The organism is Pseudomonas brassicacearum (assembly GCF_009601685.2).
Lineage (GTDB): Bacteria > Pseudomonadota > Gammaproteobacteria > Pseudomonadales > Pseudomonadaceae > Aquipseudomonas > Aquipseudomonas kilonensis_B.
Genome location: NZ_CP045701.2, coordinates 4,479,534 through 4,502,295, shown reverse-complemented (window position 1 = coordinate 4,502,295; position 22,762 = coordinate 4,479,534). Strand labels below are relative to the sequence as shown.

Annotated in this window: 20 protein-coding genes, 5 tRNA genes and 1 pseudogene; 16 read left to right on the top strand and 10 right to left on the bottom strand. The window is 61.9% G+C overall.

Annotated features, from left to right (window positions below; genetic code table 11):
• Positions 1 to 5: 5 nt before the first annotated feature.
• From codA to GFU70_RS19165, 5 genes are all read right to left on the bottom strand, one after another.
• Positions 6 to 1,253, bottom strand: coding sequence for a cytosine deaminase (gene codA, locus GFU70_RS19185; RefSeq protein WP_058546869.1), 1,248 nt, complete (start codon positions 1,251 to 1,253; stop codon positions 6 to 8).
• A gap of 12 nt (positions 1,254 to 1,265) precedes the next feature.
• Positions 1,266 to 2,537, bottom strand: coding sequence for a cytosine permease (gene codB / locus GFU70_RS19180; RefSeq protein ID WP_153388634.1), 1,272 nt, complete (start codon positions 2,535 to 2,537; stop codon positions 1,266 to 1,268).
• 190 nt (positions 2,538 to 2,727) lie between these two features.
• Positions 2,728 to 3,558, bottom strand: coding sequence for an alpha/beta fold hydrolase (locus GFU70_RS19175; RefSeq protein ID WP_058546871.1), 831 nt, complete (start codon positions 3,556 to 3,558; stop codon positions 2,728 to 2,730).
• Between the two features lie 302 nt (positions 3,559 to 3,860).
• Positions 3,861 to 4,217: a 6-carboxytetrahydropterin synthase QueD gene (queD, locus tag GFU70_RS19170; RefSeq protein ID WP_003203918.1), complete on the bottom strand. Its 357-nt coding sequence runs from the start codon at positions 4,215 to 4,217 to the stop codon at positions 3,861 to 3,863.
• An 82-nt stretch (positions 4,218 to 4,299) separates the two neighbouring features.
• Positions 4,300 to 5,379: a hypothetical protein gene (locus GFU70_RS19165; protein ID WP_064106995.1), complete on the bottom strand. Its 1,080-nt coding sequence runs from the start codon at positions 5,377 to 5,379 to the stop codon at positions 4,300 to 4,302.
• A 313-nt stretch (positions 5,380 to 5,692) separates the two neighbouring features.
• Here GFU70_RS19165 and GFU70_RS19160 point away from each other — a divergent pair, with 313 nt between their 5' ends.
• The 7 genes and pseudogenes from GFU70_RS19160 (at position 5,693) to GFU70_RS29165 (ending at position 11,741) form a co-directional block, all read left to right on the top strand.
• Positions 5,693 to 6,001, top strand: coding sequence for a PepSY domain-containing protein (locus GFU70_RS19160; RefSeq protein WP_058545264.1), 309 nt, complete (start codon positions 5,693 to 5,695; stop codon positions 5,999 to 6,001).
• The gene (locus GFU70_RS19155; RefSeq protein WP_058545263.1) at positions 6,001 to 6,312 is read left to right on the top strand and encodes a PepSY domain-containing protein; all 312 of its coding nucleotides are present in this window, start codon (positions 6,001 to 6,003) and stop codon (positions 6,310 to 6,312) included. Before GFU70_RS19160 ends, GFU70_RS19155 begins: the two co-directional genes overlap by 1 nt.
• A complete protein-coding gene (locus GFU70_RS19150) occupies positions 6,312 to 6,980 on the top strand; it encodes a response regulator transcription factor (protein ID WP_058545262.1) in 669 nt (222 codons plus the stop codon). Before GFU70_RS19155 ends, GFU70_RS19150 begins: the two co-directional genes overlap by 1 nt.
• Positions 6,977 to 8,290 carry a sensor histidine kinase gene (locus GFU70_RS19145; protein ID WP_058545261.1) on the top strand — a complete coding sequence of 438 codons (1,314 nt, stop codon included), beginning with the start codon at positions 6,977 to 6,979 and terminating at the stop codon, positions 8,288 to 8,290. The genes GFU70_RS19150 and GFU70_RS19145 overlap by 4 nt, the downstream gene beginning before the upstream one ends.
• A 195-nt stretch (positions 8,291 to 8,485) precedes the next feature.
• A complete protein-coding gene (locus GFU70_RS19140; RefSeq protein ID WP_165826076.1) occupies positions 8,486 to 9,802 on the top strand; it encodes a Na+/H+ antiporter family protein in 1,317 nt (438 codons plus the stop codon).
• A 208-nt stretch (positions 9,803 to 10,010) separates the two neighbouring features.
• A pseudogene (locus GFU70_RS29170) lies at positions 10,011 to 10,835 on the top strand (cache domain-containing protein); the annotation flags it as partial.
• A gap of 84 nt (positions 10,836 to 10,919) precedes the next feature.
• Positions 10,920 to 11,741 carry a methyl-accepting chemotaxis protein gene (locus GFU70_RS29165; RefSeq protein WP_371914218.1) on the top strand — a complete coding sequence of 274 codons (822 nt, stop codon included), beginning with the start codon at positions 10,920 to 10,922 and terminating at the stop codon, positions 11,739 to 11,741.
• Positions 11,742 to 11,923: 182 nt separating this feature from the next.
• Here GFU70_RS29165 and yegQ read toward each other — a convergent pair whose 3' ends face one another.
• A complete protein-coding gene (gene yegQ, locus GFU70_RS19130) occupies positions 11,924 to 13,297 on the bottom strand; it encodes a tRNA 5-hydroxyuridine modification protein YegQ (RefSeq protein ID WP_116643744.1) in 1,374 nt (457 codons plus the stop codon).
• Between the two features lie 146 nt (positions 13,298 to 13,443).
• Here yegQ and GFU70_RS19125 point away from each other — a divergent pair, with 146 nt between their 5' ends.
• Positions 13,444 to 14,505 (top strand): AI-2E family transporter, encoded by a 1,062-nt coding sequence (locus tag GFU70_RS19125; RefSeq protein ID WP_058543864.1) that lies wholly within the window; start codon positions 13,444 to 13,446, stop codon positions 14,503 to 14,505.
• Here GFU70_RS19125 and GFU70_RS19120 read toward each other — a convergent pair.
• The 3 genes from GFU70_RS19120 to GFU70_RS19110 all read right to left on the bottom strand — a co-directional run bounded on the left by GFU70_RS19120 (position 14,502) and on the right by GFU70_RS19110 (position 15,290).
• Positions 14,502 to 14,684, bottom strand: coding sequence for a hypothetical protein (locus tag GFU70_RS19120; RefSeq protein ID WP_058543865.1), 183 nt, complete (start codon positions 14,682 to 14,684; stop codon positions 14,502 to 14,504). The genes GFU70_RS19125 and GFU70_RS19120 overlap by 4 nt on opposite strands.
• An 89-nt stretch (positions 14,685 to 14,773) precedes the next feature.
• Positions 14,774 to 14,968 carry a hypothetical protein gene (locus GFU70_RS19115; RefSeq protein ID WP_058543866.1) on the bottom strand — a complete coding sequence of 65 codons (195 nt, stop codon included), beginning with the start codon at positions 14,966 to 14,968 and terminating at the stop codon, positions 14,774 to 14,776.
• 246 nt (positions 14,969 to 15,214) lie between these two features.
• Positions 15,215 to 15,290 (bottom strand) — tRNA-Asn (locus GFU70_RS19110).
• Between the two features lie 234 nt (positions 15,291 to 15,524).
• Here GFU70_RS19110 and GFU70_RS19105 point away from each other — a divergent pair.
• A complete protein-coding gene (locus GFU70_RS19105) occupies positions 15,525 to 15,752 on the top strand; it encodes a hypothetical protein (protein WP_018612405.1) in 228 nt (75 codons plus the stop codon).
• A 323-nt stretch (positions 15,753 to 16,075) separates the two neighbouring features.
• On the opposite strand, the gene GFU70_RS19100 is transcribed toward GFU70_RS19105, so the two are convergent.
• On the bottom strand, positions 16,076 to 17,272 hold the full coding sequence (locus GFU70_RS19100; RefSeq protein WP_058543867.1) for an amino acid aminotransferase: 1,197 nt from the start codon (positions 17,270 to 17,272) through the stop codon (positions 16,076 to 16,078).
• 331 nt (positions 17,273 to 17,603) lie between these two features.
• Between GFU70_RS19100 and uvrB the strand changes: the two genes are divergently transcribed.
• The 7 genes from uvrB to GFU70_RS19065 all read left to right on the top strand — a co-directional run bounded on the left by uvrB (position 17,604) and on the right by GFU70_RS19065 (position 22,739).
• A complete protein-coding gene (gene uvrB / locus GFU70_RS19095; RefSeq protein WP_058543868.1) occupies positions 17,604 to 19,619 on the top strand; it encodes an excinuclease ABC subunit UvrB in 2,016 nt (671 codons plus the stop codon).
• A gap of 126 nt (positions 19,620 to 19,745) precedes the next feature.
• Positions 19,746 to 21,227, top strand: coding sequence for a glutamate--tRNA ligase (gene gltX / locus GFU70_RS19090; protein WP_003203882.1), 1,482 nt, complete (start codon positions 19,746 to 19,748; stop codon positions 21,225 to 21,227).
• 281 nt (positions 21,228 to 21,508) lie between these two features.
• Positions 21,509 to 21,584, top strand: a tRNA-Ala gene (locus tag GFU70_RS19085).
• 79 nt (positions 21,585 to 21,663) lie between these two features.
• Positions 21,664 to 21,739 (top strand) — tRNA-Glu (locus GFU70_RS19080).
• Between the two features lie 53 nt (positions 21,740 to 21,792).
• Positions 21,793 to 21,868 (top strand) — tRNA-Ala (locus tag GFU70_RS19075).
• Between the two features lie 75 nt (positions 21,869 to 21,943).
• A tRNA-Glu gene (locus GFU70_RS19070) sits at positions 21,944 to 22,019 on the top strand.
• A gap of 180 nt (positions 22,020 to 22,199) precedes the next feature.
• Complete coding sequence (locus GFU70_RS19065) at positions 22,200 to 22,739, top strand: TetR/AcrR family transcriptional regulator (protein WP_058546579.1); 540 nt, start codon at positions 22,200 to 22,202, stop codon at positions 22,737 to 22,739.
• Positions 22,740 to 22,762: the final 23 nt, after the last annotated feature.

The window sequence follows — 22,762 nt, the reverse complement described above, 5'->3', positions numbered from 1 at the left end:
GGGAATCAGTCTGGCTGCTGCGCAAACTCCACCAGCGGCATCTGCCGCTTCATCAGCACTTTGCCGTTGCGAATCGAGTAGAGCGGCAAGCCCTGGCTGCGGATCACTTCGTAATCGCTGTCCGCCGACAGAATCAGCAGGTTCGCCGGGCGCCCGGGTTCCAGGCCGTAGCGCTCGCCCAGGGCCATGGCCTTGGCGCTGTTGTCGGTGACCAGGTCCAGGGCGCTTTGCAGGTTGCGGTAGCCGAGCATATGGCAGATGTGCAGGCCTGCTTCCAGCACGCGCAGGATGTTGCCGTTGCCCAACGGGTACCACGGGTCGACGATGGAGTCCTGGCCGAAGCACACATTCATCCCGGCTTCGAGCAGTTCATTGACCCGGGTGACACCGCGGCGTTTGGGGAAGTTATCGAAGCGCCCTTGCAGGTGAATGCTCTCGGTGGGGCAAGAGACGAAGCTGATGCCCGAGTGCCCCAGCAGGCGGAACAGTTTGGCGCAGTAGGCGTTGTCGTAGGAGCCCATGGCCGTGGTGTGGCTGGCGGTGACGCGCGCGCCCATGTCGCGGCTGCGGGCTTCTTCGGCGAGCACTTCGAGGAAGCGCGAGTGCGGGTCATCGGTTTCGTCGCAATGCACATCCACCAGGCAGCCGGTACGCTCGGCCAGGTCCATGAGGAATTTCACCGAGCTGACGCCCTGGTCGCGGGTGTACTCGAAGTGAGGAATGCCGCCCACCACGTCGGCGCCCATGCGGATCGCTTCTTCCATCAGCTCACGGCCATTGCGGTAGGACTCGATGCCTTCCTGGGGGAACGCGACGATCTGCATGTCGATCAGATGACGGCTTTGCTCGCGCACCTCCAGCAGCGCCTTGAGCGCCGTGAGCTCGGGATCGGTCACGTCGACGTGGGTGCGCACATGCTGGATGCCATGGGCAGCGAGGGCCTGGATGGTTTTCTTGGCGCGGGTCTTGGTGTCTTCCTCGGTGATGGTGGCCTTGCGCTCGCCCCAGCACTCGATGCCTTCGAACAGCGTGCCGCTCATGTTCCAGCGCGGTTCGCCCGCGGTGAGGGTCGCGTCCAGGTGGATGTGCGGTTCGACGAAGGGCGGGACCACCAGGTTGCCGCCGGCGTCGAGGTCCTCCGGTCCGAGGCTGGCGGCCTCGGTCTGACGGGCGATATTGGCGATCAGGCCGTTTTCAAGGTGCAGCTCATGCAAGCCTTCACGGTTACGCAAACGGGCGTTGATGATGTGCATCAAGCGAATCCTTTAGAGGTCTTGGAGGGGGGTGTCAGCGGCGCGAGTACCCATTACGCTGATCAATAGCACATACGTTAGCGCGCCGGCAGCGATTCCTACCAGTGGTGCGACCCATGGCGAATTGAATGCCGCGACGGTGCCAACCCCATAGGCCAACAGCCCGGGCCAGTTGAACGCCGGCAGTTGCGCCTCGGCCAGGCGCGGATAACGACCACGCCAGCGGAAAAAGAAGTCGGCCATGATCACCCCGCCAATGGGTGGAATCACCGTGCCCAGCAGGATCAGGTACGGCACCAGCAGGTCGTACATGCCCAGCAGCGCCAGCAGCGTGCCGATCACCGCGCCGCCCAGGGTCACGGTTTTGCGCCGGCGGGTGCGCAGCAGGTTGCAACCGGCCACGGCGAAGTTGTAGATGGTGTTGTCCTGGGTGCTCCAGATGTTGAGCAGCAGCATGGCCATCGCCGCCATGGCGAAGCCCTGCAGCAGCAACACTTCGACCACGTCCGGTTGTTGATAGACGATGGCCCCGTAGGCGCCGATCAGCACCATCAGGCCGTTACCGATGAAAAAGCCGATCAGGCTCGCCAGCACCGCGACCTTCGCCGAGCGGGAAAACCGCGTCCAGTTGGTCGCCTGGGTTGCGCCACTGACGAAGGTGCCGAACACCAACGTGATGGCGGTGGACCGGTCGAGGCTGCCCGTCGGCACTATCGCCAGCAAGCCATCGAGGCCGCCGGCCTTCACCGTCGCGACCCACATCGACAGCATCAGCAGCAACATCATGGCCGGCACGGCAATGTAGGAGAGGATTTCCAGCCCGCGATAGCCGATGTAGGCCGTGGCGCAGAAGCCCAGGCCGAACAGCACCATCAACCCGAGCACGGTGCCCTCGCTCAATTGGAAATACTTGCCCAGCACCACCGCGGCGGTCGCTGTGCCCCAGGCGTACCAGCCGATCTGGGTGAACCCCAGGATCAAGTCACTGAGCTTGCTGCCCACCTCGCCGAAGCAGAAGCGGCCCATCAGCACCGAATTGAGCCCGCTCTTGAAGGCGATGTAGCCCAGGCCGGCGGCGTAGAGGCCCAGCAGCAGATTGCCGATGACGATGACCGTGAGCATTTCGGCAAAGCCGAACGCCACCCCCAGCTTGCCCCCGGCAAACATGGTGGCAGTGAAAAAGGTGAAACCCAGCAGCACCATGGCCGTGGAGGCCAGGCCTTTGCGAGCGTGCATCGGGACTTCGCTCAGGGGATAGTCGTTGCCCGGGTCGTTCTGAGTCATGTGGCGGTCCTTGCGGATGAGGGATGTCGCAAGCGTGCAGCGGCCGTGCCAAGCGAGTGATCGCGAGGTTATTTATAGACAATCTTTGGGATTGGGTGGGCGAAGGGATCGAAAGCGGTGCGGCGGTGATTCAAGTTGGAACACAAATCCCTCTACCCATGAAGGCTCCCACAGGGAAATGCAGTGTTCTTCAGGTCGAGGAATGCAACGCCAGGAACCGCAACACCGCCGCGACGACGGCCTCAGGCGCATCTTCCTGGACCAGGTGCCCGGCGTTCGGAATAGGGTGGAACTGTGCTCCTGGAATCAGCCGGTGCAGGGCACGACCGCGCTCGATGGGGATCCATTGGTCATCCTCGCCCCACAGTATCTGGGTCGGGCAGCGCACGGTCGGGTACAAGCCCTCGACCTCGCGGGTGTAACGCTCGTCCATCTGTGCGATCTGCCGGTAGAACGCCGCCTGGCCCGGCTCGCCAAGCCACGGTTGCACGTAGGGCGCCAGTTCTGCGTCCGGGATGTCCCGCTTGATCGCGCCGCGGATATAGGTCGGCACGATCGCCCGCTGGATGTAGTCGGGCAGGCCGCTGAAGGCAGCTTCATGCTGGCGTACATGCTGCACAAAGGGTGAACCCCAGGGCGAGAGGGCCACCGGGTCGATCAGGGTCAGGCTGCGGTAGTCCTTGCCATCGAGCAGGTGCGTGCGCAGGGCCGTGGCGCCGCCAAAGTCATGGGCCACCACATCGGGGCAGTCCAGGTGCCAGTGCTCCAGCAGTTGTGCGAGTAACGGGTTCTGCACGCCGAGGGACACATCGGCATCCGGTTGCGCGGACTGGCCGTATCCCAGCAGGTCGAAGAAATGCACCCGGTGGGTGGCGAAGAACAGCGGGGCGATGCGGTGCCACACGTAGGAAGAGAAGGGCGTGCCGTGGACAAACACCAGCGGTGGGCCGTCGCCGTGGATGGCGTAGCGGATGGGGTGTCCGTTGAAGTCGTATAGCTGATCCAGTGGCCAGTTGGTCATGATCGATACTCCACTGAGAATGGTCAGGGGATGGAGCATAGGCCAATGCGATTCAGCAGGGGAGACACCCTTGCTCCCGCTGGGCCGCAGGAGCTATGTAGGAGCTATGTAGGAGCTATGTAGGAGCTGTGTAGGAGCTGTGTAGGAGCTGTCGAGTGCAACGAGGCTGCGATCTTTCCAAAGACACTTGAATCTCAAGCGAAAGATCAAAAGATCAAAAGATCAAAAGATCAAAAGATCGCAGGCTTCGCCAGCTCCTACAGAGTCCAACGGGAGCACGCGCGCTCGCCACAAGGGATTGGCTATTCGCCGTGGTAGATGCAACCGCTGGTGCAGGTCTCGTGGATGCGAATGGCGCTGAGTTCCGGCAGCAACGGCTTCAACTCATTCCAGATCCACTTGGCCAGGACTTCGCTGGTGGGGTTTTCCAGACCTGGGATGTCGTTGAGGTAGTTGTGGTCCAGGCGCTCGTAGAGCGGCTTGAAGATCGCCTTGATCTCCGAGAAGTCGCGAATCCAGCCCGTGTGCGGGTCGATGTCGCCGCTCAGGTGGATCGCCACCTTGAACGAGTGGCCATGAAGGCGGCCGCACTTGTGGCCGTCCGGCACGTGGGGCAGGCGGTGGGCGGATTCGAAGGTAAACTCTTTGAAAATTTCCACAGGTTCGGGCTCTTTATATAGCGGTCGCGAGGCAGGCGGCGCAGTTTATCAGTTTGATAACGGCGTTGCGCGGCCGTGCTGACTAAAGGGTCAGCAAACGCTCGGCCAAGCCACCGTTGGCCGTCAGCTCCAGGAACTCATCGCCGAGCCGACGGCTCTCGTCCATCGCCGTGCGCCAGTACTGGCGGCGGCTCGGGTCATCGCCCATGAAACGCTTGAAGTCGTTGCGGTCCGGCAGTTTGCCGTAGGGCAGGCGCGCCAGGTATTCACGGGACGGTGCCAGCAACAGCACGTCTTGCAGGCGGTCGACGTTGCCCCGGCGCCACGGCAGGCCCTTGTCGAACCAGCCGGGAATGACCCGGTCGGTGAAGTGCGGGTACAGCACGATGTCCTCGCCGCTGTACGGCAGGTCCAGGTGGTAGTCCAGCAAACCGCCGTCGCGGTAGGTGCCGGCGCCGGCGCCCGGCAGGTCGCGCACACCTTCCATGACCATCGGGATCGAGCCCGAGGCCAGCAGGGCCTGGCGCAGGTTGCCGGCGGCCAACGGAACGAAGCGCGACGGAAAGTCATTCAACGGGTGCAGGGGCGGCGCCAGGCGTGGGTCATGGATGATCAGCCGTTCGAAATGCCGCGACAGCCGCGCCCGGCCGCGCAGGTTATCGGCGATCACCGACGACAAGCCCAGGCCTAGCCGGCCGCGATGATCCTGGGCCAGCAGGCCGTGGCTCTTGACCACCATGATGTTGAGCCGGTATCGCGGGTTATCGAGGATCGAAGCGTCGCGGCCGTCGAGCAAGTCATCGAGCATGCGTTGCGAGCTCTGGCTGACCCCGGCCATGGTCACGCCCTTGGCGAAGCTTTGTTCGTTGTACAAGGTGCCCAGGCGCCGGATTCCCTCGGCGGCGTCCGGCAGGCAGGCGCTGGCGAAGCGCCAGGCACCCACCGAGGCCCCGATCAGCGAGCGTTCCCGGGGCGCGGCGGGCAGCCATTCGCCGAACAGCGCCAGGTCCAGCCCCTGGATGCCCAAGGCCTTGGGGCCGCCGGCGGCGCCCGGCAGGATGCCGACGTCGGCGGCGTTCAAGCCAGCCTGGCGAATCCGCCCGAACGCGCGCGGGCCGGCCTTGAGGGTGAGGGCGGGGAACTTGATGTGGATGGCGGTCATACCGGTCTCATGGTCTGGCGGGTGCAGCGATTATAGGGAGTCCTGTAGGAGCTGCGTAGGAACTGTGTACGAACTGCGTAGGGGCTGTGAGCTGTGTAGGAGCTGCGTAGGAGCTGTCGAGTGCAACGAGGCTGCGATCTTGCCCCAGACACTTGAGTCGCAAGCGAAAGATCAAGATCAAGATCAAGCAAGATCAAAAGATCGCAGCCTTCGGCAGCTCCTACGGGAGGAGTGTTCCATGATGGCCATTCAGTTTCAGTTAAGTTCCTCCCGATACAGTCCCTCGGTAAAGATTATAAAAAGGAGATAACCCATGAACCGCCTGACTGCCTTTTTCATCGCGACCCTCATGGCACTCGGTACCAGCCTGGCTCACGCACGAGACCTGAACGCGGACGAAGCCCGCAAACTGCAAGACGCTGGTACCATCTGGCCCTTCGAAAAACTCAACGCCGCTGCCCTGGCCGAGCACCCTGGTGCCACCTTGACCGATACCGAGCTGGAACAAGAGTACGGCAGGTACATTTACCAGGTGGAACTGCGCGATACGAAGGGCATCGAGTGGGATCTGGAATTGGACGCCACCAACGGCAAGGTGCTCAAGAATCATCAGGATACGTAATGAAGCTTAATCTGCGCGCCCATAGTCGATGGGCGCTGGCGCTGCTGGCGTTTTGTTCGTTGGCCGTGGCCCGCGACCTGGATCAGGACGAGGCCCTGCAACTGCGCCAGCAGGGTGTGATCTTGCCGCTGGAGCAACTGCTGCAACAGGCGCTGGACCGGCACCCCGGCGCCAAACTGCTGGAAGCCGAGTTGGAGGAGAAACACGGCGTCTATATTTATGAGGTCGAGCTACTGGACACCAACGGCGTCGTGCGCGAATTGGACCTGGAGGCCAAAACTGGCCGCTTACTCAAAGATAAGGAAGACTGATGCGCCTGCTTCTGGTGGAAGATCACGTGCCCCTGGCCGACGAACTGATGGCCGGGCTTGCCCGCCAGGGTTACGCCGTCGATTGGCTCGCCGATGGTCGCGACGCGGTGTACCAGGGCAGCAGCGAACCCTACGACCTGATCATTCTCGATCTCGGCCTGCCGGGTGTACCGGGGCTCGAGGTGCTGGCCCAATGGCGCACCGGTGGCCTGAGCACGCCGGTGCTGATTCTCACCGCCCGCGGATCCTGGGCCGAGCGCATCGAGGGGCTCAAGGCTGGCGCCGATGACTACCTGACCAAACCCTTTCATCCTGAAGAACTTCACCTGCGGATCCAGGCGCTGTTGCGCCGTTCCCACGGCCAGGCCAACCAACCGACGCTGCAATCGGCGGGGCTGCATCTGGATGAAGGCCGCCAATGCGTGATTCGTGACGGTGCGGAGATTCAGCTGACTGCCGCCGAATTCCGGCTGTTGCGCTATTTCATGCTGCACCCCGAGCAAATCCTTTCCAAAAGTCATCTCGCCGAACACCTGTATGACGGTGAGACCGAGCGCGATTCCAACGTGCTGGAAGTCCACGTCAATCACCTGCGGCGCAAGCTGGGCCGTAGCGTGATCGAAACCCGTCGCGGCCAGGGTTACCTGTTTGGCGGGAAGGCTCAGTGAGATCCATCCAGCGGCGCCTGAGCCTGGGGCTGATCGGTGTGATGGTGGTGGTCGGCCTGGTCCTGGCACAGACCAGCCTGTGGTTGTTCGAGCTGGGCTTGCAGCGTTACCTGGAAGCCGGGCTGCGCAACGACAGCGAGAACCTGCTGGTGGCCCTGGTGCGCGGCCCGCAGGGGCTGCAACTGGATGAACGACGTTTGTCGCCGGCCTACCAGCGGCCGTTTTCCGGGCACTATTTCCGCATCGATTTTGCCGACGTGCACTGGCGCTCCCGCTCCCTGTGGGACCAGGAATTGCCCCGGCTCGACCACCCGGGCCTGCACAGCAACCTGCAATTGGGCCCTGAAGGCCAGAAGCTGCTGGTGCTGCGCACCGACTATCGACGGCTGGGCCAGGCGATTTCCATCAGCGTGGCCCAGGACTACACGCCGGTGCGTGACAGCTTCCGCCGGATGCAGCAGATCGGCCTGGGTCTCGGGTTGGCGGGGCTGCTGTTGATTCTGTTGCTGCAACGCATCACCGTGCGCCGCGCCTTGCGTCCGCTGGACCGGGCGCGGGAGCAGATTGCCCAGTTGCAACGCGGGCAGCGTTCGCAACTCGACGAACAGGTGCCACGGGAGCTGGAACCGCTGGTGGCGCAAATCAACCATCTGCTGGCCCACACCGAAGACAGTCTCAAGCGTTCGCGCAACGCCTTGGGCAACCTCGGCCATGCCTTGAAAACCCCGCTGGCGGTGCTGCAAAGCCTGGCGTCGAACGAGAAGCTCGATCCGTATCCCGAACTGCGCAAACTATTGCTCGAGCAACTGGAGCAAGTCCGCCAGCGCCTGAACCGGGAACTCAACCGCGCCCGCCTGTCCGGCGATGCCTTGCCCGGCGCGCACATGGACTGCGACGCCGAGCTGCCGGGGTTGCTGGCCACGCTGAACATGATTCATGGCGAACACCTGAACCTGAGCTACGTCGCCCCGCCAGGCCTGCACCTGCCCTGGGACCGTGAGGACCTGCTGGAACTGCTGGGCAACCTGCTGGACAACGCCTGCAAATGGGCCGACGCCGAGGTGCGCCTGACCATGACCGAGACGGTCGAGGGGTTCAGCCTGGCCGTGGAGGACGATGGCCCGGGCATCCCCAAGGATCGCCGCGACCAGGTGTTCAGCCGCGGCACGCGGCTGGATGAACAGACCGATGGGCACGGCCTGGGCCTGGGCATTGTGCGGGACATCGTCGACACCTGGGGCGGCCTGCTGGCGTTGGACGACAGTGAGTGGGGTGGGTTGAAGGTGGTGATCGAGCTGCCCAAGCGCTGACAGCTATTTCATGGCACCGCCTCCCTGTGGGCGAGCCTGTGGATAGGGTGAGGCTGTGGGAGCAAAGCCCCCACCTCCAAGGGGGGCAAGACTTGAAAACCCGCCCCACGGCCCTTGCAGCTTGCCGCCGCTTGCTGCAAAGTCGCGACCTTTTTGTCCGGTGGCATTCCATCGCTGTGCTTTGAGGTAATGATGATAAATGCAGTAATTGCCGCGGTTGGCGTCATGCTGGTGCTCAGCCTGGCCCGCGTGCATGTGGTGATCGCGCTGATTGTCGGCGCGTTGGTGGGTGGCCTGACGGGTGGCCTGGGGATCGAGGCAACGCTCAAGGCGTTCAATGCCGGCCTGGGTGGCGGTGCGACGGTGGCGTTGTCCTACGCCTTGCTCGGTGCCTTCGCCGTGGCGATTGCCAAGTCCGGCATGGCCCACGCCCTGGCGGACAAAGCCCTGGCCCTGGTGGATCGCCAGGACGCTGCGGGTGGTTCGGGTATCAAATGGGTGCTGATCGGTTTGCTGGGAACGGTCGCGGTCGCCTCCCAGAACATTCTGCCGATCCACATCGCCTTCATCCCGTTGCTGGTGCCGCCGCTTCTCTATGTGCTGACCAAGTTGCAGTTGGACCGCCGGTTGGTCGCCTGCGTCATGACCTTCGGCCTGATCACGCCCTACATGTTCCTGCCGGTGGGCTTCGGCAACATCTTCCTCAACGAAATCCTCCTGGCCAACGTCGCTCGCAGCGGTGTGGATGTCAGCGGTATCAACATTACCCACGCCATGGGCATCCCGGCGCTGGGCATGGTGTTCGGCCTGGCGCTGTCGTTTTTTACCTATCGCAAGAAGCGCGTCTACGATCTGAAGCAAATTGCCCGGGTCGAGCAAGTGGCGGTGCGCTACAACCCGCTGAGCCTGATGGTGGCCGGGTGTGCGGTGGCGGCGGCGTTCGCGGTGCAGCTGCTGGTGGACTCGATGATCATCGGCGCCCTGGTCGGGTTCCTGATTTTCTCGCTGTCGGGAGTGGTGCGCTGGCGCGAGACTGACGACCTGTTCACCGAAGGCATGAAGATGATGGCGATGATCGGCTTCATCATGATCGCGGCCTCAGGTTTTGCCGAAGTGATGAAGGCCACCGGTGAAGTCCAGAGCCTGGTGCAAACCTCGGCGGCCTGGATTGGCCACAACAAGGGCATTGGCGCGCTGATTATGTTGCTGGTGGGGCTGCTGGTGACCATGGGCATCGGCTCGTCGTTTTCCACGGTGCCGATCCTGGCGACGATTTTCGTACCACTGTGCCTGCAACTGGGCTTCAGCCCGCTGGCGATCGTCTGCATCGTCGGCACTGCCGGCGCCCTGGGCGACGCCGGCTCGCCTGCCTCGGACTCGACCCTGGGCCCGACTTCCGGCCTGAACATCGACGGCCAGCACCATCACATCTGGGACACCGTGGTCCCGACCTTCATCCACTACAACCTGCCGCTGCTGGTGTTTGGTTGGGTGGCGGCGATGGTGTTGTAAGGCCGATTCAACAAGACTCAAGGACCGAGTCGCCCCCTTCGCGAGCAAGCCCGCTCCCTCACTGGATCTGCTCTGAGCACAGGATATGTGCACACCAGCAATCCCTTGTGGGAGCGGGCTTGCTTGCGAAGAGGCCTTTGAATCCAGCGAGCAAGCTGCTGACCGTTCGCGATAGTTCGTTAAACCTGTCCTACAGTTTTGCCGAGCGATGCCGTTAATACAGCTAACCACGCCAATAACATCTACAAGAGTGAACAGCATGCGCCTGAGCCTGAAGGCTAAAGTCCTGTCCCTTGCGATACTGCCGGTGTTGCTGTCCGCCGTGATCATCAGCCTGACCACGGCTTTCATTTTGAAGGAGCAAGCCAGCAAAGAGGTCCAGCAGACCCGCGAACGTCTGCTCAGCGACGCCAAGGCCACGCTGCAGAACTACGTGGCGGTGGGCCTGACCACCATCAAGCCGCTCTACGATGCCGCCGCGCCTGGCGATAAAGAGGCGCGTGCCCAGGCGATCAAGCTGCTGTCCAATATCAGCTACGGCAAGGACGGCTATTTCTTTGGCTACGACTCCGAGACCATTCGTCTGTTCAAGGCCAACAGCCCTGATGGCGTGGGCAAGAGTTTCAAGGACAACCGCGACCCGAACGGTGTCTATGTCAACCGTGACCTGGTGAAAGTCGCCAAGGACGGTACGCATTACCTGGAATACAGCTCGCCGCTGCCCGGCAGCAAAGACCTGGTGCCCAAGCTGGGCTACACCGAATACCTGCCCAAGTGGGACCTGGCGGTCGGCAGCTCGGTCAACCTGGACGGTATTGAAGCCCAGGTGGCGTTGGTGGAAGCCAAGGTCCATGAACGTCTGCAAGGCGTGATATTGAGCATCGTCGGGATTGCGGTCGTGGTGTTGCTGGTGATCGCGGTGGTGGGGTTGTTGCTGGCCAACGCCATCCTGCGGCCATTGCACCTGATGAAGGACAACCTGGATGACATCGCCGCGGGTGAGGGTGACCTGACGCGCCGCCTGACCATCACCAGCCAGGACGAGCTCGGCCAGTTGGCCGGTTCGTTCAACCGCTTCGTCGACAAGATCCACGGCCTGGTGCGGCAGATCACCGACATGACCTCGCAACTGACCGGGCTGGTGACGCAAGTCTCCGAGCAGGCCCAGCGCTCCGAGCAGGCCATGGAGCGCCAGCGCCACGAAACCGATCAGGTCGCCACGGCGATCAACGAGATGTCCTCGGCTGCCCAGGAGGTCGCCCGCAGCGCCCAGGGCGCCGCCGTCGCGGCCCAGCAGACCGACGAGGAAGGGCAATCGGCCAAGCGCGTGGTGGCCGGCAGCATCCAGCAGATTCATGCGTTGGTGAACGATATCCGCAGCAGCGGCGTGTCCCTGGACAGCCTGCAGCAGGACGTGGCCTCGATTGTCAGTGTGCTAGGGGTGATTCGTTCGATTGCCGAGCAGACCAACCTGTTGGCCCTCAACGCCGCCATCGAGGCCGCGCGGGCCGGCGAGGCGGGGCGTGGGTTCGCGGTGGTGGCCGATGAAGTGCGGGCCCTGGCCAGCCGGACCCAGCAGAGCACCCAGGAAATCCAGGGCATGATCGATCGCTTGCAATCAGGCACTCACGCGGCGGTGGAAGCGATGCGCCGTTCCAGTGAGGCCGGCGACGGCACCTCGGAGCGGGCCAACGAGGCGGGCGCCTCCCTGGACACCATGGCGCAACTGATCGGCACCATCAACTCGATGAACGCCCAGATCGCCAGCGCTGCCGAAGAACAGACCGCGGTGGCCGAGGAAATCAACCGCAGCGTGCATCAGATCGCCGTGGCCGTGGACAGCGTCGCCGACGAAACCCAACTCGGCGCCCAGACGTCCCGCAGCCTGGCCGACCTGGGCCAGCGCCTGGGCAAGCTGGTGGGGCAGTTCCGGATCTGATCCCCTCGCAGCAGGAGCTGCCGAAGGCTGCGATCTTTTGCTCTCGATCCAGATGTTTTCACCTGGGCAACCGGGTCTTATCGAGAAAGAAGGATCGCAGCCTTCGGCAGTTTCTGTCGGGCTCACGAGGCGCAAACACAACAAACCCATGTGTGAGCGAGCTTGATCGCGATAGCGGTGTGTCAGTCAAATGAATTTGGCTGATCCGACGCCATCGCGAGCAAGCTCGCTCCCACAGGGCGCACATCTCGCATCAACAACCCAAACCGCAGATCCACCGCATCCGGGATGGGCACGTACACCACGTGCCCATCCCCCGGTGCCACCTCGATGCCCTGGCCTTTGGCGTTCTGCAACTGATGCAGGTCGAAATGGAAGTTGCCCTTTGGGGTCATCAGTTCCAGGTGGTCCCCCAGGCCAAAGCGGTTCTTCACCCGCACTTCGGCCAGACGTTCACGCCGCTCACCGGTCAGTTCGCCGACGAACTGCTGGCGCTCCGATACCGAACTGCCGTTCTGGTAGTTCTGGTATTCGTCGTGCACGTGGCGCCGCAGAAAACCTTCGGTGTAGCCGCGCTGGGCCAGGGACTCCAGGTCGGTCATCAGGCTGCGATCGAATTCCCGGCCGGCCACTGCGTCATCGATGGCCCGGCGATACACCTGGGTGGTGCGCGCGCAATAGAAGTGCGACTTGGTCCGGCCTTCGATCTTCAATGAATGCACACCCATGCGCGCCAGGCGCTCGACGTGCTGCACGGCCCGCAGGTCCTTGGCATTCATGATGTAGGTGCCGTGCTCGTCCTCGAAGGCTGGCATGGATGCTTCCGGGCGGTTGGCTTCCTGAAGCAAAAACACTTGGTCGGTGGGCGCACCGAGGCCCAGGGTCGGTTCGGGCTGATAGGTCTGCACAATGTCGCCCACGGCGTTTTCCACCGCCGGTTGTGCCGAATACTTCCAGCGACAGGCATTGGTGCAACTGCCTTGGTTGGCGTCGCGCTTGTTCAAATAGCCGGACAGCAGGCAGCGCCCGGAATAGGCCATGCACAGCGCGCCGTGGACGAACACTTCCAGCTCCATGGCCGGCACCTGCTCGCGGATCTCGGCGATTTCCTCCAGGGACAGTTCCCGAGACAGGATGATCCGGCTCAAGCCCTGCTGCTGCCAGAACTCGACGCTCGCCCAGTTCACCGTGTTGGCCTGTACCGACAGGTGAATCGGCATCTGGGGGAAATGCCGGCGCACCAGCATGATCAGCCCCGGGTCGGACATGATCAGCGCGTCCGGCGCCATGGCGATCACCGGTTCGAGGTCTTTGAGGAAGGTGCGCAGCTTGGCGTTGTGCGGGGCAATGTTCACCACCACGTAGAAGCGCTTGCCCATGGCCTGGGCCTCGGCAATACCCAAGGCCAGGTTCGCGTGGTCGAATTCGTTGTTGCGCACCCGCAGGCTGTAGCGCGGCTGGCCGGCATACACTGCATCGGCACCGTAGGCGAAGGCATAGCGCATGTTTTTCAGGGTGCCGGCGGGAGCCAGCAGTTCGGGGGCGGCGAAGGTCATGATGGCGTCGGATCGCAAAAGGCGGCGAGGGTAGCTCATGCTTGGCCAGGTCTTATTGATCTGAATCAATGCACCGCGTAAACGTGAAGGCACTCCCACGCGTCCTGGCGGACTAATGTTTATCCCGCCTTTGGACATGGAAGCTGATGAATCGAAAGATGCTGCAAAACAAAGCCCAGATGTTGCTCCTGGTGCTGGTCACGGTCGCCTTCATCTGGATTCTGCTGCCGTTTTACGGCGCGGTGTTCTGGGCGGTGATCCTGGGCATCGTCTTTGCCCCGATGCAGCGCCGCCTGCAGTTGAAGTTCGGCTGGCACCGCAATGTCACCTCACTGTTCACGTTGAGCATCTGTGTGGTCAGCGCGATCTTGCCGGTGATCATCATCAGTACGTTGTTGGTCCAGGAAGGCGCGGCGTTGTACAAGAGCCTGGAAAGCGGAGAGCTGGACATTGCCGATTACCTGGCCCGCTTCAAGGATGCCTTGCCGCCGTACTTTCAGCACCTGCTGGACCGCTTCGGCCTGGGCAACCTGAACGGCTTGCGCGACAAGATCGTCAAGAGCGCGATGCAGGGCAGCGAGTTCTTCGCCACCCAGGCCTTCAGTTTCGGCCAGGGGACCTTTCAGTTCCTGGTCAGCTTCTTCGTGATGATCTACTTGCTGTTCTTCTTTCTGCGTGACGGTGCGGAGTTGGTGCGCAAGGTGCGCACGGCCGTTCCCTTGGCGGAACACCAAAAACGCCGCCTGCAGTTGAAATTCAATCGGGTGGTGCGGGCCACGGTGAAGGGCAACCTGCTGGTCGCCATCAGCCAAGGTGCGCTGGGTGGGTTGATCTTCTGGATCCTGGGGATTCCGACGGTGTTGCCCTGGGCGGTGCTGATGGCGTTCCTGTCGTTGTTGCCGGCGGTGGGGGCGGGCCTCGTCTGGGCGCCAGTGGCGGTGTATTTCCTGCTCTCGGGGGCGATCTGGCAGGGTGTGGTGCTGACGCTGTTCGGGGTGTTCGTGATCGGCCTGGTGGACAATTTCCTGAGGCCGATCCTGGTGGGCAAGGACACCAAGATGCCCGACTACCTGGTACTGGTCTCGACGCTGGGCGGGCTGGCGGTGTTCGGGCTCAATGGCTTCGTGATCGGGCCGCTGATTGCCGCGCTGTTCATGTCGAGTTGGGCCCTGTTCACCGAAACAACGCCGCGGGTGCAGTTGCCTTAGGCGCTCAGCAGGTACGGGCCGATGCGTTGCGACAGGGCCTGGGCGGCGGGCAGTGAAGTCAGCGGGCCACTGATGGTCACGCCGTCCTGCACCAGATACCAGCAGACCAGCAACCCGAGTTCCCGGAGTGGGGCGGGGACGGCGCTGCCAATGACAGACATGATTTGAACCTTGGACATGGGAAACCTCCATCAATCGATGGGGTTACCTTACGACTCAGTGGGGGTAACGAAAAATCAACCGGCTCAATAGTAGGAATCGATGCCGCTCAATCGACGACCAGATCGAGCATGTGCACCACTTCCTGTTCGTTGAGCAGGCCCTTGCGCACCAGGTTTTCCGCCAGCAGGGAAAGGAACTTGGCGCTGCGGTGGCCTTCCAGTTGCTTGAGTTCGGTCAGCGCGTTGTACACCTTGCTGGAGGTGCACAGGCCGACGATGCGGTGGGGGTTTTGTGTGGGCATACCTTCGTCCTTGTTTTTATGAAGCTGTTGTTGGCGGACAGAGCCAGGTTGCGGGCCTGTCATGACGCACACGTGACAGCTCGAGTTGTTGGAAAAAGAAAGCAGGATTCAGACCATAATGCCTTTTTGACGCCGGATTATTGTTCCGGCAGCGACCTCGGGCAGGCTTATACGGCCATCAGTCTGTTTTTTACCCACAAAAAAGCCCCTGGATCTTTCGATTCAGGGGCTTTGTTTGTTGCTGTCTGGCTCCACGACCTGGACTCGAACCAGGGACCCAGTGATTAACAGTCACTTGCTCTACCAACTGAGCTATCGCGGAATGGCGCGTATGTTACTGATTGGAAAAGAGAAGTCAAGCGTCCATTGCCGGACGGCGCATTCCTGGTGCCCTTTGACGGACAATCAACGATTGGCAGTTACCGCCAGGGCAGGAGAGGACTACCATGGTCGCCCGGAAGTGGCAGGACGCGCTGCCGGCCATTCGCCGACATAAGGTACGCGCCATGAACCACCTGTTACCCCTTCTCAGTGCCCGCCGCGCCGAGGTGCTCTTGTGAGTACCGCCCAGATCAGCTTGCCCAAGGGCGTGGGGCCTCATGCCGAGAAACTGTACGACGCCATTACCCAGGCCAGCACCGCCGAAGAACTGAACCGTGCCGGTGGCAAGGCCGAGGGCTTTGTCCTGGGGCTGGAAAGCACCAAGGCGATCAAGAGCCAGGTGGCCGAGTCGTTGTATGTCATTTATGACGATGCGGCGAGCCAGCGGGCGACGGAGTTGTAGCCTCAGCGAGAGTGTCGTGCCAGGTGCTTTTGTGGCCTTGCCTTTGTGGCGAGGGAGCTTGCTCCCGCTGGGCTGCGCCCGTAGGAGCTGTGTAGGAGCTGTCGAGTGCAACGAGGCTGCGATCTTTCCACTGACAATTGAGTCCAGAGCGAAAGATCAAGATCAAAAGATCGTCCGAACGCGGCCCGAGCCTCCGCCAGCTCCTACAGAGCCCAGCGGGAGCAAGCTCCCTCGCCACAGGTTGGGGGGCTCCTGAGCTGTAGGCACACTCAAAAAAACGGGAAGCTCAATGGCTTCCCGTTTTTCATCCAGCACCGAAAACGTCAGATCACCTGGACGATGGCCTTGGTCACCGCATCGATGTTGTTCTGGTTCAACGCGGCCACGCAGATGCGGCCGGTGTCCAGGGCATAGATGCCGAACTCGTTGCGCAAGCGCGTCACTTGTTCAACGGTCAGGCCAGAGTAGGAGAACATCCCGCTCTGGCGTGCGACGAAGCTGAAGTCGTGATGCGGGGCGGCCTTGGCCAGCATGTCGACCATCTGGTTGCGCATGCCGCGAATGCGCAGGCGCATCTCGGCCAGTTCGGCTTCCCACTGGGCCCGCAGCTCAGGGCTGTTGAGCACGGCGGCAACGATGCTGGCGCCATGAGTTGGCGGGTTGGAGTAGTTGGTGCGGATCACGCGCTTGACCTGGGACAGCACGCGGGTACTTTCTTCTTTCGATTCGCTGACGATCGACAGGGCGCCGACGCGCTCGCCGTACAGGGAGAACGACTTGGAGAACGAGCTGGAGGCGAAGAAGGTCAGGCCCGACTCGGCGAACAGGCGCACGGCCGCCGCGTCTTCGTCGATACCGGCGCCAAAGCCCTGGTAGGCCATGTCCAGGAACGGCACGTGGTTCTTGGCCTTGACCACGGCCAGCACGTTTTTCCAGTCTTCGGGGCTCAGGTCCACGCCGGTCGGGTTGTGGCAGCAGGCGTGCAGCACAACGATCGAGCGGTCGGGCAGGGCATTGAGGTCTTCCAGCAGGCCGCTGCGGTTCACGTCGTGGGTGGCGGCGTCGTAGTAGCGGTAGTTCTGCACCGGGAAGCCGGCGGTTTCGAACAGGGCGCGGTGGTTTTCCCAGCTTGGGTCGCTGATGGCGACGACGGCGTCAGGCAGCAGTTGCTTGAGGAAGTCGGCACCGATCTTCAGGGCACCGGTGCCGCCCACGGCCTGGGTGGTGATGACGCGGCCGGAAGCGATCAGCGGCGAATCCTTGCCAAACAGCAAGGTCTGCACGGCCTGGTCGTAGGCGGCAATGCCGTCGATCGGCAGGTAACCACGGGAAACGTGCTGAGCCACGCGAGCCGTCTCGGCCTCGACAACCGCGCGCAGGAGTGGAATACGCCCCTCTTCATTGCAGTAAACACCTACACCCAGGTTGACCTTATTGGTACGGGTGTCGGCATTGAAAGCTTCGTTGAGGCCCAGGATGGGGTCGCGGGGTGCCAATTCGACAGCGGAAAACAGGCTCATTATTGCGCGGCTCTAATGGAGAGTGAGGGGAGGTGTGGCGCTCCAGCCGAATGCACTAGAGCGGTGCACAAACGGGGAGCTAGTATAGAGGCCATCACCCGGCGCGGCGACAGGCGATTCGGGTTTTACGCTAAGTTTTTACGATTTTTTTCGACCGTTAGTCCTCTCGCCGCGTCAAAGTCTTCAAGGCGTGTAGGACGTTCGTCTTGAAAGCGAAGGCATTCACCTCCACATTGTGTGCATTCCAGTTTTTTCCTCGGACGACATCGGTCGTTTCGGTCTTTCTCGTTCCTGTCGGCTGGCCGACAGGGGTGAATCCAGAGGTTATGTCATGTCTGAATTCCAGCTAGTCACCCGCTTCCAGCCCGCCGGCGATCAGCCGGAAGCCATCCGCTTGATGGTCGAGGGCATCGAGGCCGGGCTGGCGCACCAGACACTGCTCGGTGTGACCGGTTCGGGCAAGACCTTCAGCATTGCCAACGTGATCGCCCAAGTGCAGCGCCCGACCCTGGTACTGGCGCCGAACAAGACCCTGGCGGCGCAGCTGTACGGTGAGTTCAAGGCGTTTTTCCCGAATAACGCCGTGGAGTACTTCGTTTCCTACTACGACTATTACCAGCCCGAGGCCTACGTGCCGTCGTCGGACACCTTCATCGAGAAGGATGCCTCGATCAACGACCACATCGAACAGATGCGACTGTCGGCGACCAAGGCGTTGCTTGAGCGCAAGGACGCGATCATCGTCACCACGGTGTCGTGCATCTATGGCCTGGGTAGCCCGGAAACCTACCTGAAGATGGTGCTGCACGTGGATCGCGGCGACAAACTCGACCAGCGCGCCTTGCTCAGGCGCCTGGCGGATTTGCAGTACACCCGTAACGACATGGATTTCGCCCGGGCGACGTTCCGGGTGCGTGGCGACGTGATCGATATCTACCCGGCGGAATCGGACCTGGAAGCGATCCGCATCGAGCTGTTCGACGATGAAGTGGAGAGCCTTTCGGCGTTTGATCCGCTGACCGGCGAAGTCATCCGCAAGCTGCCACGCTTCACGTTCTACCCCAAGAGCCACTACGTCACGCCCCGGGAAACCCTGCTCGATGCCATCGAAGGGATCAAGGTCGAGTTGCAGGAGCGCCTGGAATACCTGCGTTCGAACAACAAATTGGTGGAAGCCCAGCGTCTGGAACAACGGACTCGGTTCGACCTGGAGATGATCCTCGAGCTGGGCTACTGCAACGGCATCGAAAACTACTCGCGCTACCTGTCGGGCCGTCCGGCGGGCGCGCCGCCGCCGACCTTGTATGACTATCTGCCGGCCGATGCCTTGCTGGTCATCGACGAATCCCACGTCAGCGTGCCCCAGGTCGGCGCCATGTACAAAGGCGACCGTTCGCGCAAGGAAACCCTGGTGGAGTACGGTTTCCGGCTGCCCTCGGCGCTGGACAACCGGCCGATGCGCTTCGACGAATGGGAAAGCGTGAGCCCGCAGACGATTTTCGTCTCGGCCACCCCCGGCAACTACGAGGCCGAGCATGCCGGGCGGGTGGTCGAACAGGTGGTGCGGCCCACCGGCCTGGTCGATCCGCAGGTTGAAGTGCGCCCGGCGCTGACTCAGGTCGATGATCTGCTCTCGGAAATCTCCAAGCGTGTGGCAGTGGAGGAACGGGTGCTGGTCACCACGCTGACCAAGCGCATGGCCGAAGACCTCACCGACTACCTGGCCGACCATGGCGTGCGCGTGCGTTACCTGCACTCGGACATCGACACGGTGGAGCGGGTCGAGATCATCCGCGACTTGCGCCTGGGCACCTTCGACGTGCTGGTGGGCATCAACCTGCTGCGCGAAGGTCTGGACATGCCGGAAGTGTCGTTGGTGGCGATTCTCGACGCCGACAAGGAAGGTTTCCTGCGTTCCGAGCGCTCGTTGATCCAGACCATCGGTCGCGCGGCGCGTAACCTCAACGGTCGGGCGATTCTGTATGCCGACCGCATCACCGGTTCCATGGAGCGGGCCATCGGCGAGACCGAACGCCGTCGCGACAAACAGATCGCCTTCAACCTGGCCAATGGCATCACCCCCAAGGGTGTGTTCAAGGACGTTGCCGACATCATGGAAGGCGCCACCGTGCCAGGCTCGCGCAGCAAGAAGCGCAAGGGCATGGCCAAGGCGGCCGAAGAGAGCGCCCGCTACGAGGCCGAACTGCGCTCGCCGAGCGAAATCACCAAGCGCATCCGGCAGTTGGAAGAAAAAATGTACCAACTGGCCCGGGACCTGGAGTTCGAGGCGGCGGCGCAGTTGCGTGATGAAATTGGCAAGTTGCGCGAGCGGTTGCTGACCGTTTGAGGTTTGGGCGACTCGGTCTGACGGCCGGCGACACAAATCCCGCTCTCACTGGAGCCCGCCCGCCATCGCCTGTTACCATTCGCCCCCTGTTCGATCTTCGCTTTTATATTCTTTCCGAGACATGCCATGACCACCGTCCGCACCCGCATCGCGCCTTCGCCCACTGGCGATCCCCATGTCGGCACCGCCTACATCGCTTTGTTCAACTATTGCTTTGCCAAGCAGCATGGCGGCGAGTTCATCCTGCGGATCGAGGACACCGACCAGTTGCGTTCGACCCGCGAGTCCGAACAGCAGATCTTCGACGCCCTGCGCTGGCTGGGGATCGACTGGAGCGAAGGCCCGGATGTCGGCGGCCCGCACGGTCCGTACCGCCAGAGCGAGCGGGGTGACATCTACAAGCAGTATTGCCAGCAACTGGTGGACATGGGGCATGCGTTCCCATGTTTCTGCACCGCCGAAGAGCTGGACCAGATGCGCGCCGAGCAAATGGCCCGTGGTGAAACCCCGCGCTACGACGGCCGGGCGCTGCTGCTGTCCAAGGAAGAAGTCGCCCGTCGCCTGGCGGCCGGCGAGCCCCATGTGATCCGCATGAAGGTGCCGACCGAAGGCGTCTGCGTGGTGCCGGACATGCTGCGTGGCGATGTCGAGATCCCGTGGGATCGCATGGACATGCAAGTGCTGATGAAGACCGACGGCCTGCCGACGTACTTCCTGGCGAACGTGGTCGACGATCACCTGATGGGCATCACCCACGTCCTGCGCGGTGAAGAATGGCTGCCGTCGGCGCCGAAACTGATCCTGCTTTACGAATACTTCGGCTGGGAACAACCACAGCTGTGCTACATGCCGCTGCTGCGTAACCCGGACAAGAGCAAGCTGTCCAAGCGCAAGAACCCGACCTCGGTGACGTTCTACGAGCGCATGGGCTTCATGCCCGAGGCAATGCTCAACTACCTGGGGCGCATGGGCTGGTCGATGCCGGACGAGCGCGAGAAGTTCTCGCTGCAGGAAATGGTCGAGCATTTCGATCTGTCGCGCGTGTCCCTGGGCGGGCCGATCTTCGACGTCGAGAAGCTGTCGTGGCTCAACGGCCAGTGGCTGCGGGACCTGCCGGTGGAAGAGTTCGCCGCACGTGTGCAGAAGTGGGCCTTGAACCCTGAGTACATGATGAAGATCGCTCCCCACGTGCAGGGCAGGGTTGAGACCTTCAGCCAGATCGCCCCGCTGGCCGGCTTCTTCTTCGCCGGCGGCGTGACGCCGGATGCGAAGTTGTTCGAATCCAAGAAGCTTTCGGGCGATCAGGTGCGCCAGTTGATGCAACTGATCCTGTGGAAGCTCGAAAGCCTGCGTCAGTGGGAGAAGGACAGCATCACCGCGACCATCCAGGCCGTGGTCGAGTCGCTGGAGTTGAAACTGCGCGATGCCATGCCGCTGATGTTCGCCGCCATTACCGGTCAGGCCAGCTCGGTGTCGGTGCTCGATGCGATGGAAATCCTCGGGCCGGACCTGACCCGTTTCCGCCTGCGCCAGGCCATCGATCTGCTCGGTGGCGTGTCGAAGAAGGAAAACAAGGAGTGGGAAAAACTGCTGGGCGCTATTGCCTGATCACTCGTAGGAGCTGCGTAGGAGCTGTCGAGCGAAGCGAGGCTGCGATCTTTTGATCTTTCGCTTGAGATTCAAATAGCTGGGGGAAGATCGCAGCCTCGTTGCACTCGTCAGCTCCTACACAGCTCCTACACAGCTCCTACGAAACAGGCGAGGCCCCAGTTTTATTGGGGGAGGGTGGTAAGTGATTGTTATCCCGGCAAAAAACTTTCAAATTTGTTGAAAATAAATTTGACAGCCCTCCGATACGCCCTTAAGATTCGCCCCGTCCTCAGCGATGAGGGGCTATAGCTCAGCTGGGAGAGCGCTTGCATGGCATGCAAGAGGTCGACGGTTCGATCCCGTCTAGCTCCACCAATTTACACTTCAAGGCCTGGCCACACGGGGCTTGAAGCGATCAACACTCAGCGTTGATCAGTTGTATAGAAGGGTTTGCGTCCCCTTCGTCTAGTGGCCTAGGACACCGCCCTTTCACGGCGGTAACAGGGGTTCGAGTCCCCTAGGGGACGCCAGTTTTACAGAAGCGATGTTGCAAGATGTCACTCCGCCGCGAGGCGAAAAATCCGGGGCTATAGCTCAGCTGGGAGAGCGCTTGCATGGCATGCAAGAGGTCGACGGTTCGATCCCGTCTAGCTCCACCAATTACAGGTTCAAGGTCTGGCCACACCGTCCTTGAATCGATCAGTTCTCAGCACTGATCAAGTCAGAAGGTTTGTGTCCCCTTCGTCTAGTGGCCTAGGACACCGCCCTTTCACGGCGGTAACAGGGGTTCGAGTCCCCTAGGGGACGCCACGATTACCCGCTCTGCGGGATTTTATAAGGGTCATTCAATTCTTGAATGGCCCTTTTGTTTGTCTGGCGTTCGGCCAATTCCCTTATCCTTGAAAATAGACTTCTGACCAGCGGTCAAATTTCCGCTTGCGGAAAATTATTACATTGGTAATATTTCAGTCGTAATATTCGGAGGCGACGATGAGCGATAAAAAGGCACAAACCCGTGAACGCATTCTCAAGGCCGCCAGCGATGCGCTGATCCAGCGTGGGCCGGCAGAGCCGAGCGTGGGCGAGGTGATGGGCGCGGCCGGGCTGACAGTGGGCGGTTTTTATGCCCATTTCGAAAGCAAGGATGCCTTGATGCTCGAGGCATTCAAACAGTTGCTCAATCGGCGCCGCGGCTTGATCGCCGACATGGACGGCGAGCTGACAGGCGAAGAGCGACGCGCTCTGGTGGCGGCGTTCTATCTGTCACGCAAGCACCGTGACTCCACCGAGCAAGCCTGCCCGATCCCCGCGTCGGTCGGCGAGCTTGGCCGGCTGCCGGATGCGTTTCGTGAGGTGCTCAATGAGCATATCGAGTTGATGGTCGCGCAATTGGCGGCCAGCCCGGAGGACGCCGACAAGGCCCTGGCCGACATCGCCTTGATGGTGGGCGGGCTGGCCCTGGCACGGGCGCTGGGCCCTGGAGAGTTATCGGACCGTTTGCTGCGTGCCGCCAAGTCGGCGGTGCGATGAGCTGAGGCGCAAGCCCTGGAGAT

Excerpts from the sequence above, each read along its gene's own strand:
- GFU70_RS19160 (WP_058545264.1), top strand. The coding sequence starts at position 5,693 with ATGAACCGCCTGACTGCCTTTTTCATCGCGACCCTCATGGCACTCGGT.
- GFU70_RS19155 (WP_058545263.1), top strand. The coding sequence starts at position 6,001 with ATGAAGCTTAATCTGCGCGCCCATAGTCGATGGGCGCTGGCGCTGCTG.
- GFU70_RS19120 (WP_058543865.1), bottom strand. The coding sequence starts at position 14,684 with ATGTCCAAGGTTCAAATCATGTCTGTCATTGGCAGCGCCGTCCCCGCC.
- GFU70_RS29165 (WP_371914218.1), top strand. The coding sequence starts at position 10,920 with ATGACCTCGCAACTGACCGGGCTGGTGACGCAAGTCTCCGAGCAGGCC.
- GFU70_RS19175 (WP_058546871.1), bottom strand. The coding sequence starts at position 3,558 with ATGACCAACTGGCCACTGGATCAGCTATACGACTTCAACGGACACCCC.
- yegQ (WP_116643744.1), bottom strand. The coding sequence starts at position 13,297 with ATGACCTTCGCCGCCCCCGAACTGCTGGCTCCCGCCGGCACCCTGAAA.
- GFU70_RS19150 (WP_058545262.1), top strand. The coding sequence starts at position 6,312 with ATGCGCCTGCTTCTGGTGGAAGATCACGTGCCCCTGGCCGACGAACTG.
- GFU70_RS19065 (WP_058546579.1), top strand. The coding sequence starts at position 22,200 with ATGAGCGATAAAAAGGCACAAACCCGTGAACGCATTCTCAAGGCCGCC.
- GFU70_RS19125 (WP_058543864.1), top strand. The coding sequence starts at position 13,444 with ATGAATCGAAAGATGCTGCAAAACAAAGCCCAGATGTTGCTCCTGGTG.
- gltX (WP_003203882.1), top strand. The coding sequence starts at position 19,746 with ATGACCACCGTCCGCACCCGCATCGCGCCTTCGCCCACTGGCGATCCC.
- GFU70_RS19100 (WP_058543867.1), bottom strand. The coding sequence starts at position 17,272 with ATGAGCCTGTTTTCCGCTGTCGAATTGGCACCCCGCGACCCCATCCTG.
- codA (WP_058546869.1), bottom strand. The coding sequence starts at position 1,253 with ATGCACATCATCAACGCCCGTTTGCGTAACCGTGAAGGCTTGCATGAG.
- uvrB (WP_058543868.1), top strand. The coding sequence starts at position 17,604 with ATGTCTGAATTCCAGCTAGTCACCCGCTTCCAGCCCGCCGGCGATCAG.
- codB (WP_153388634.1), bottom strand. The coding sequence starts at position 2,537 with ATGACTCAGAACGACCCGGGCAACGACTATCCCCTGAGCGAAGTCCCG.
- GFU70_RS19115 (WP_058543866.1), bottom strand. The coding sequence starts at position 14,968 with ATGCCCACACAAAACCCCCACCGCATCGTCGGCCTGTGCACCTCCAGC.
- GFU70_RS19165 (WP_064106995.1), bottom strand. The coding sequence starts at position 5,379 with ATGACCGCCATCCACATCAAGTTCCCCGCCCTCACCCTCAAGGCCGGC.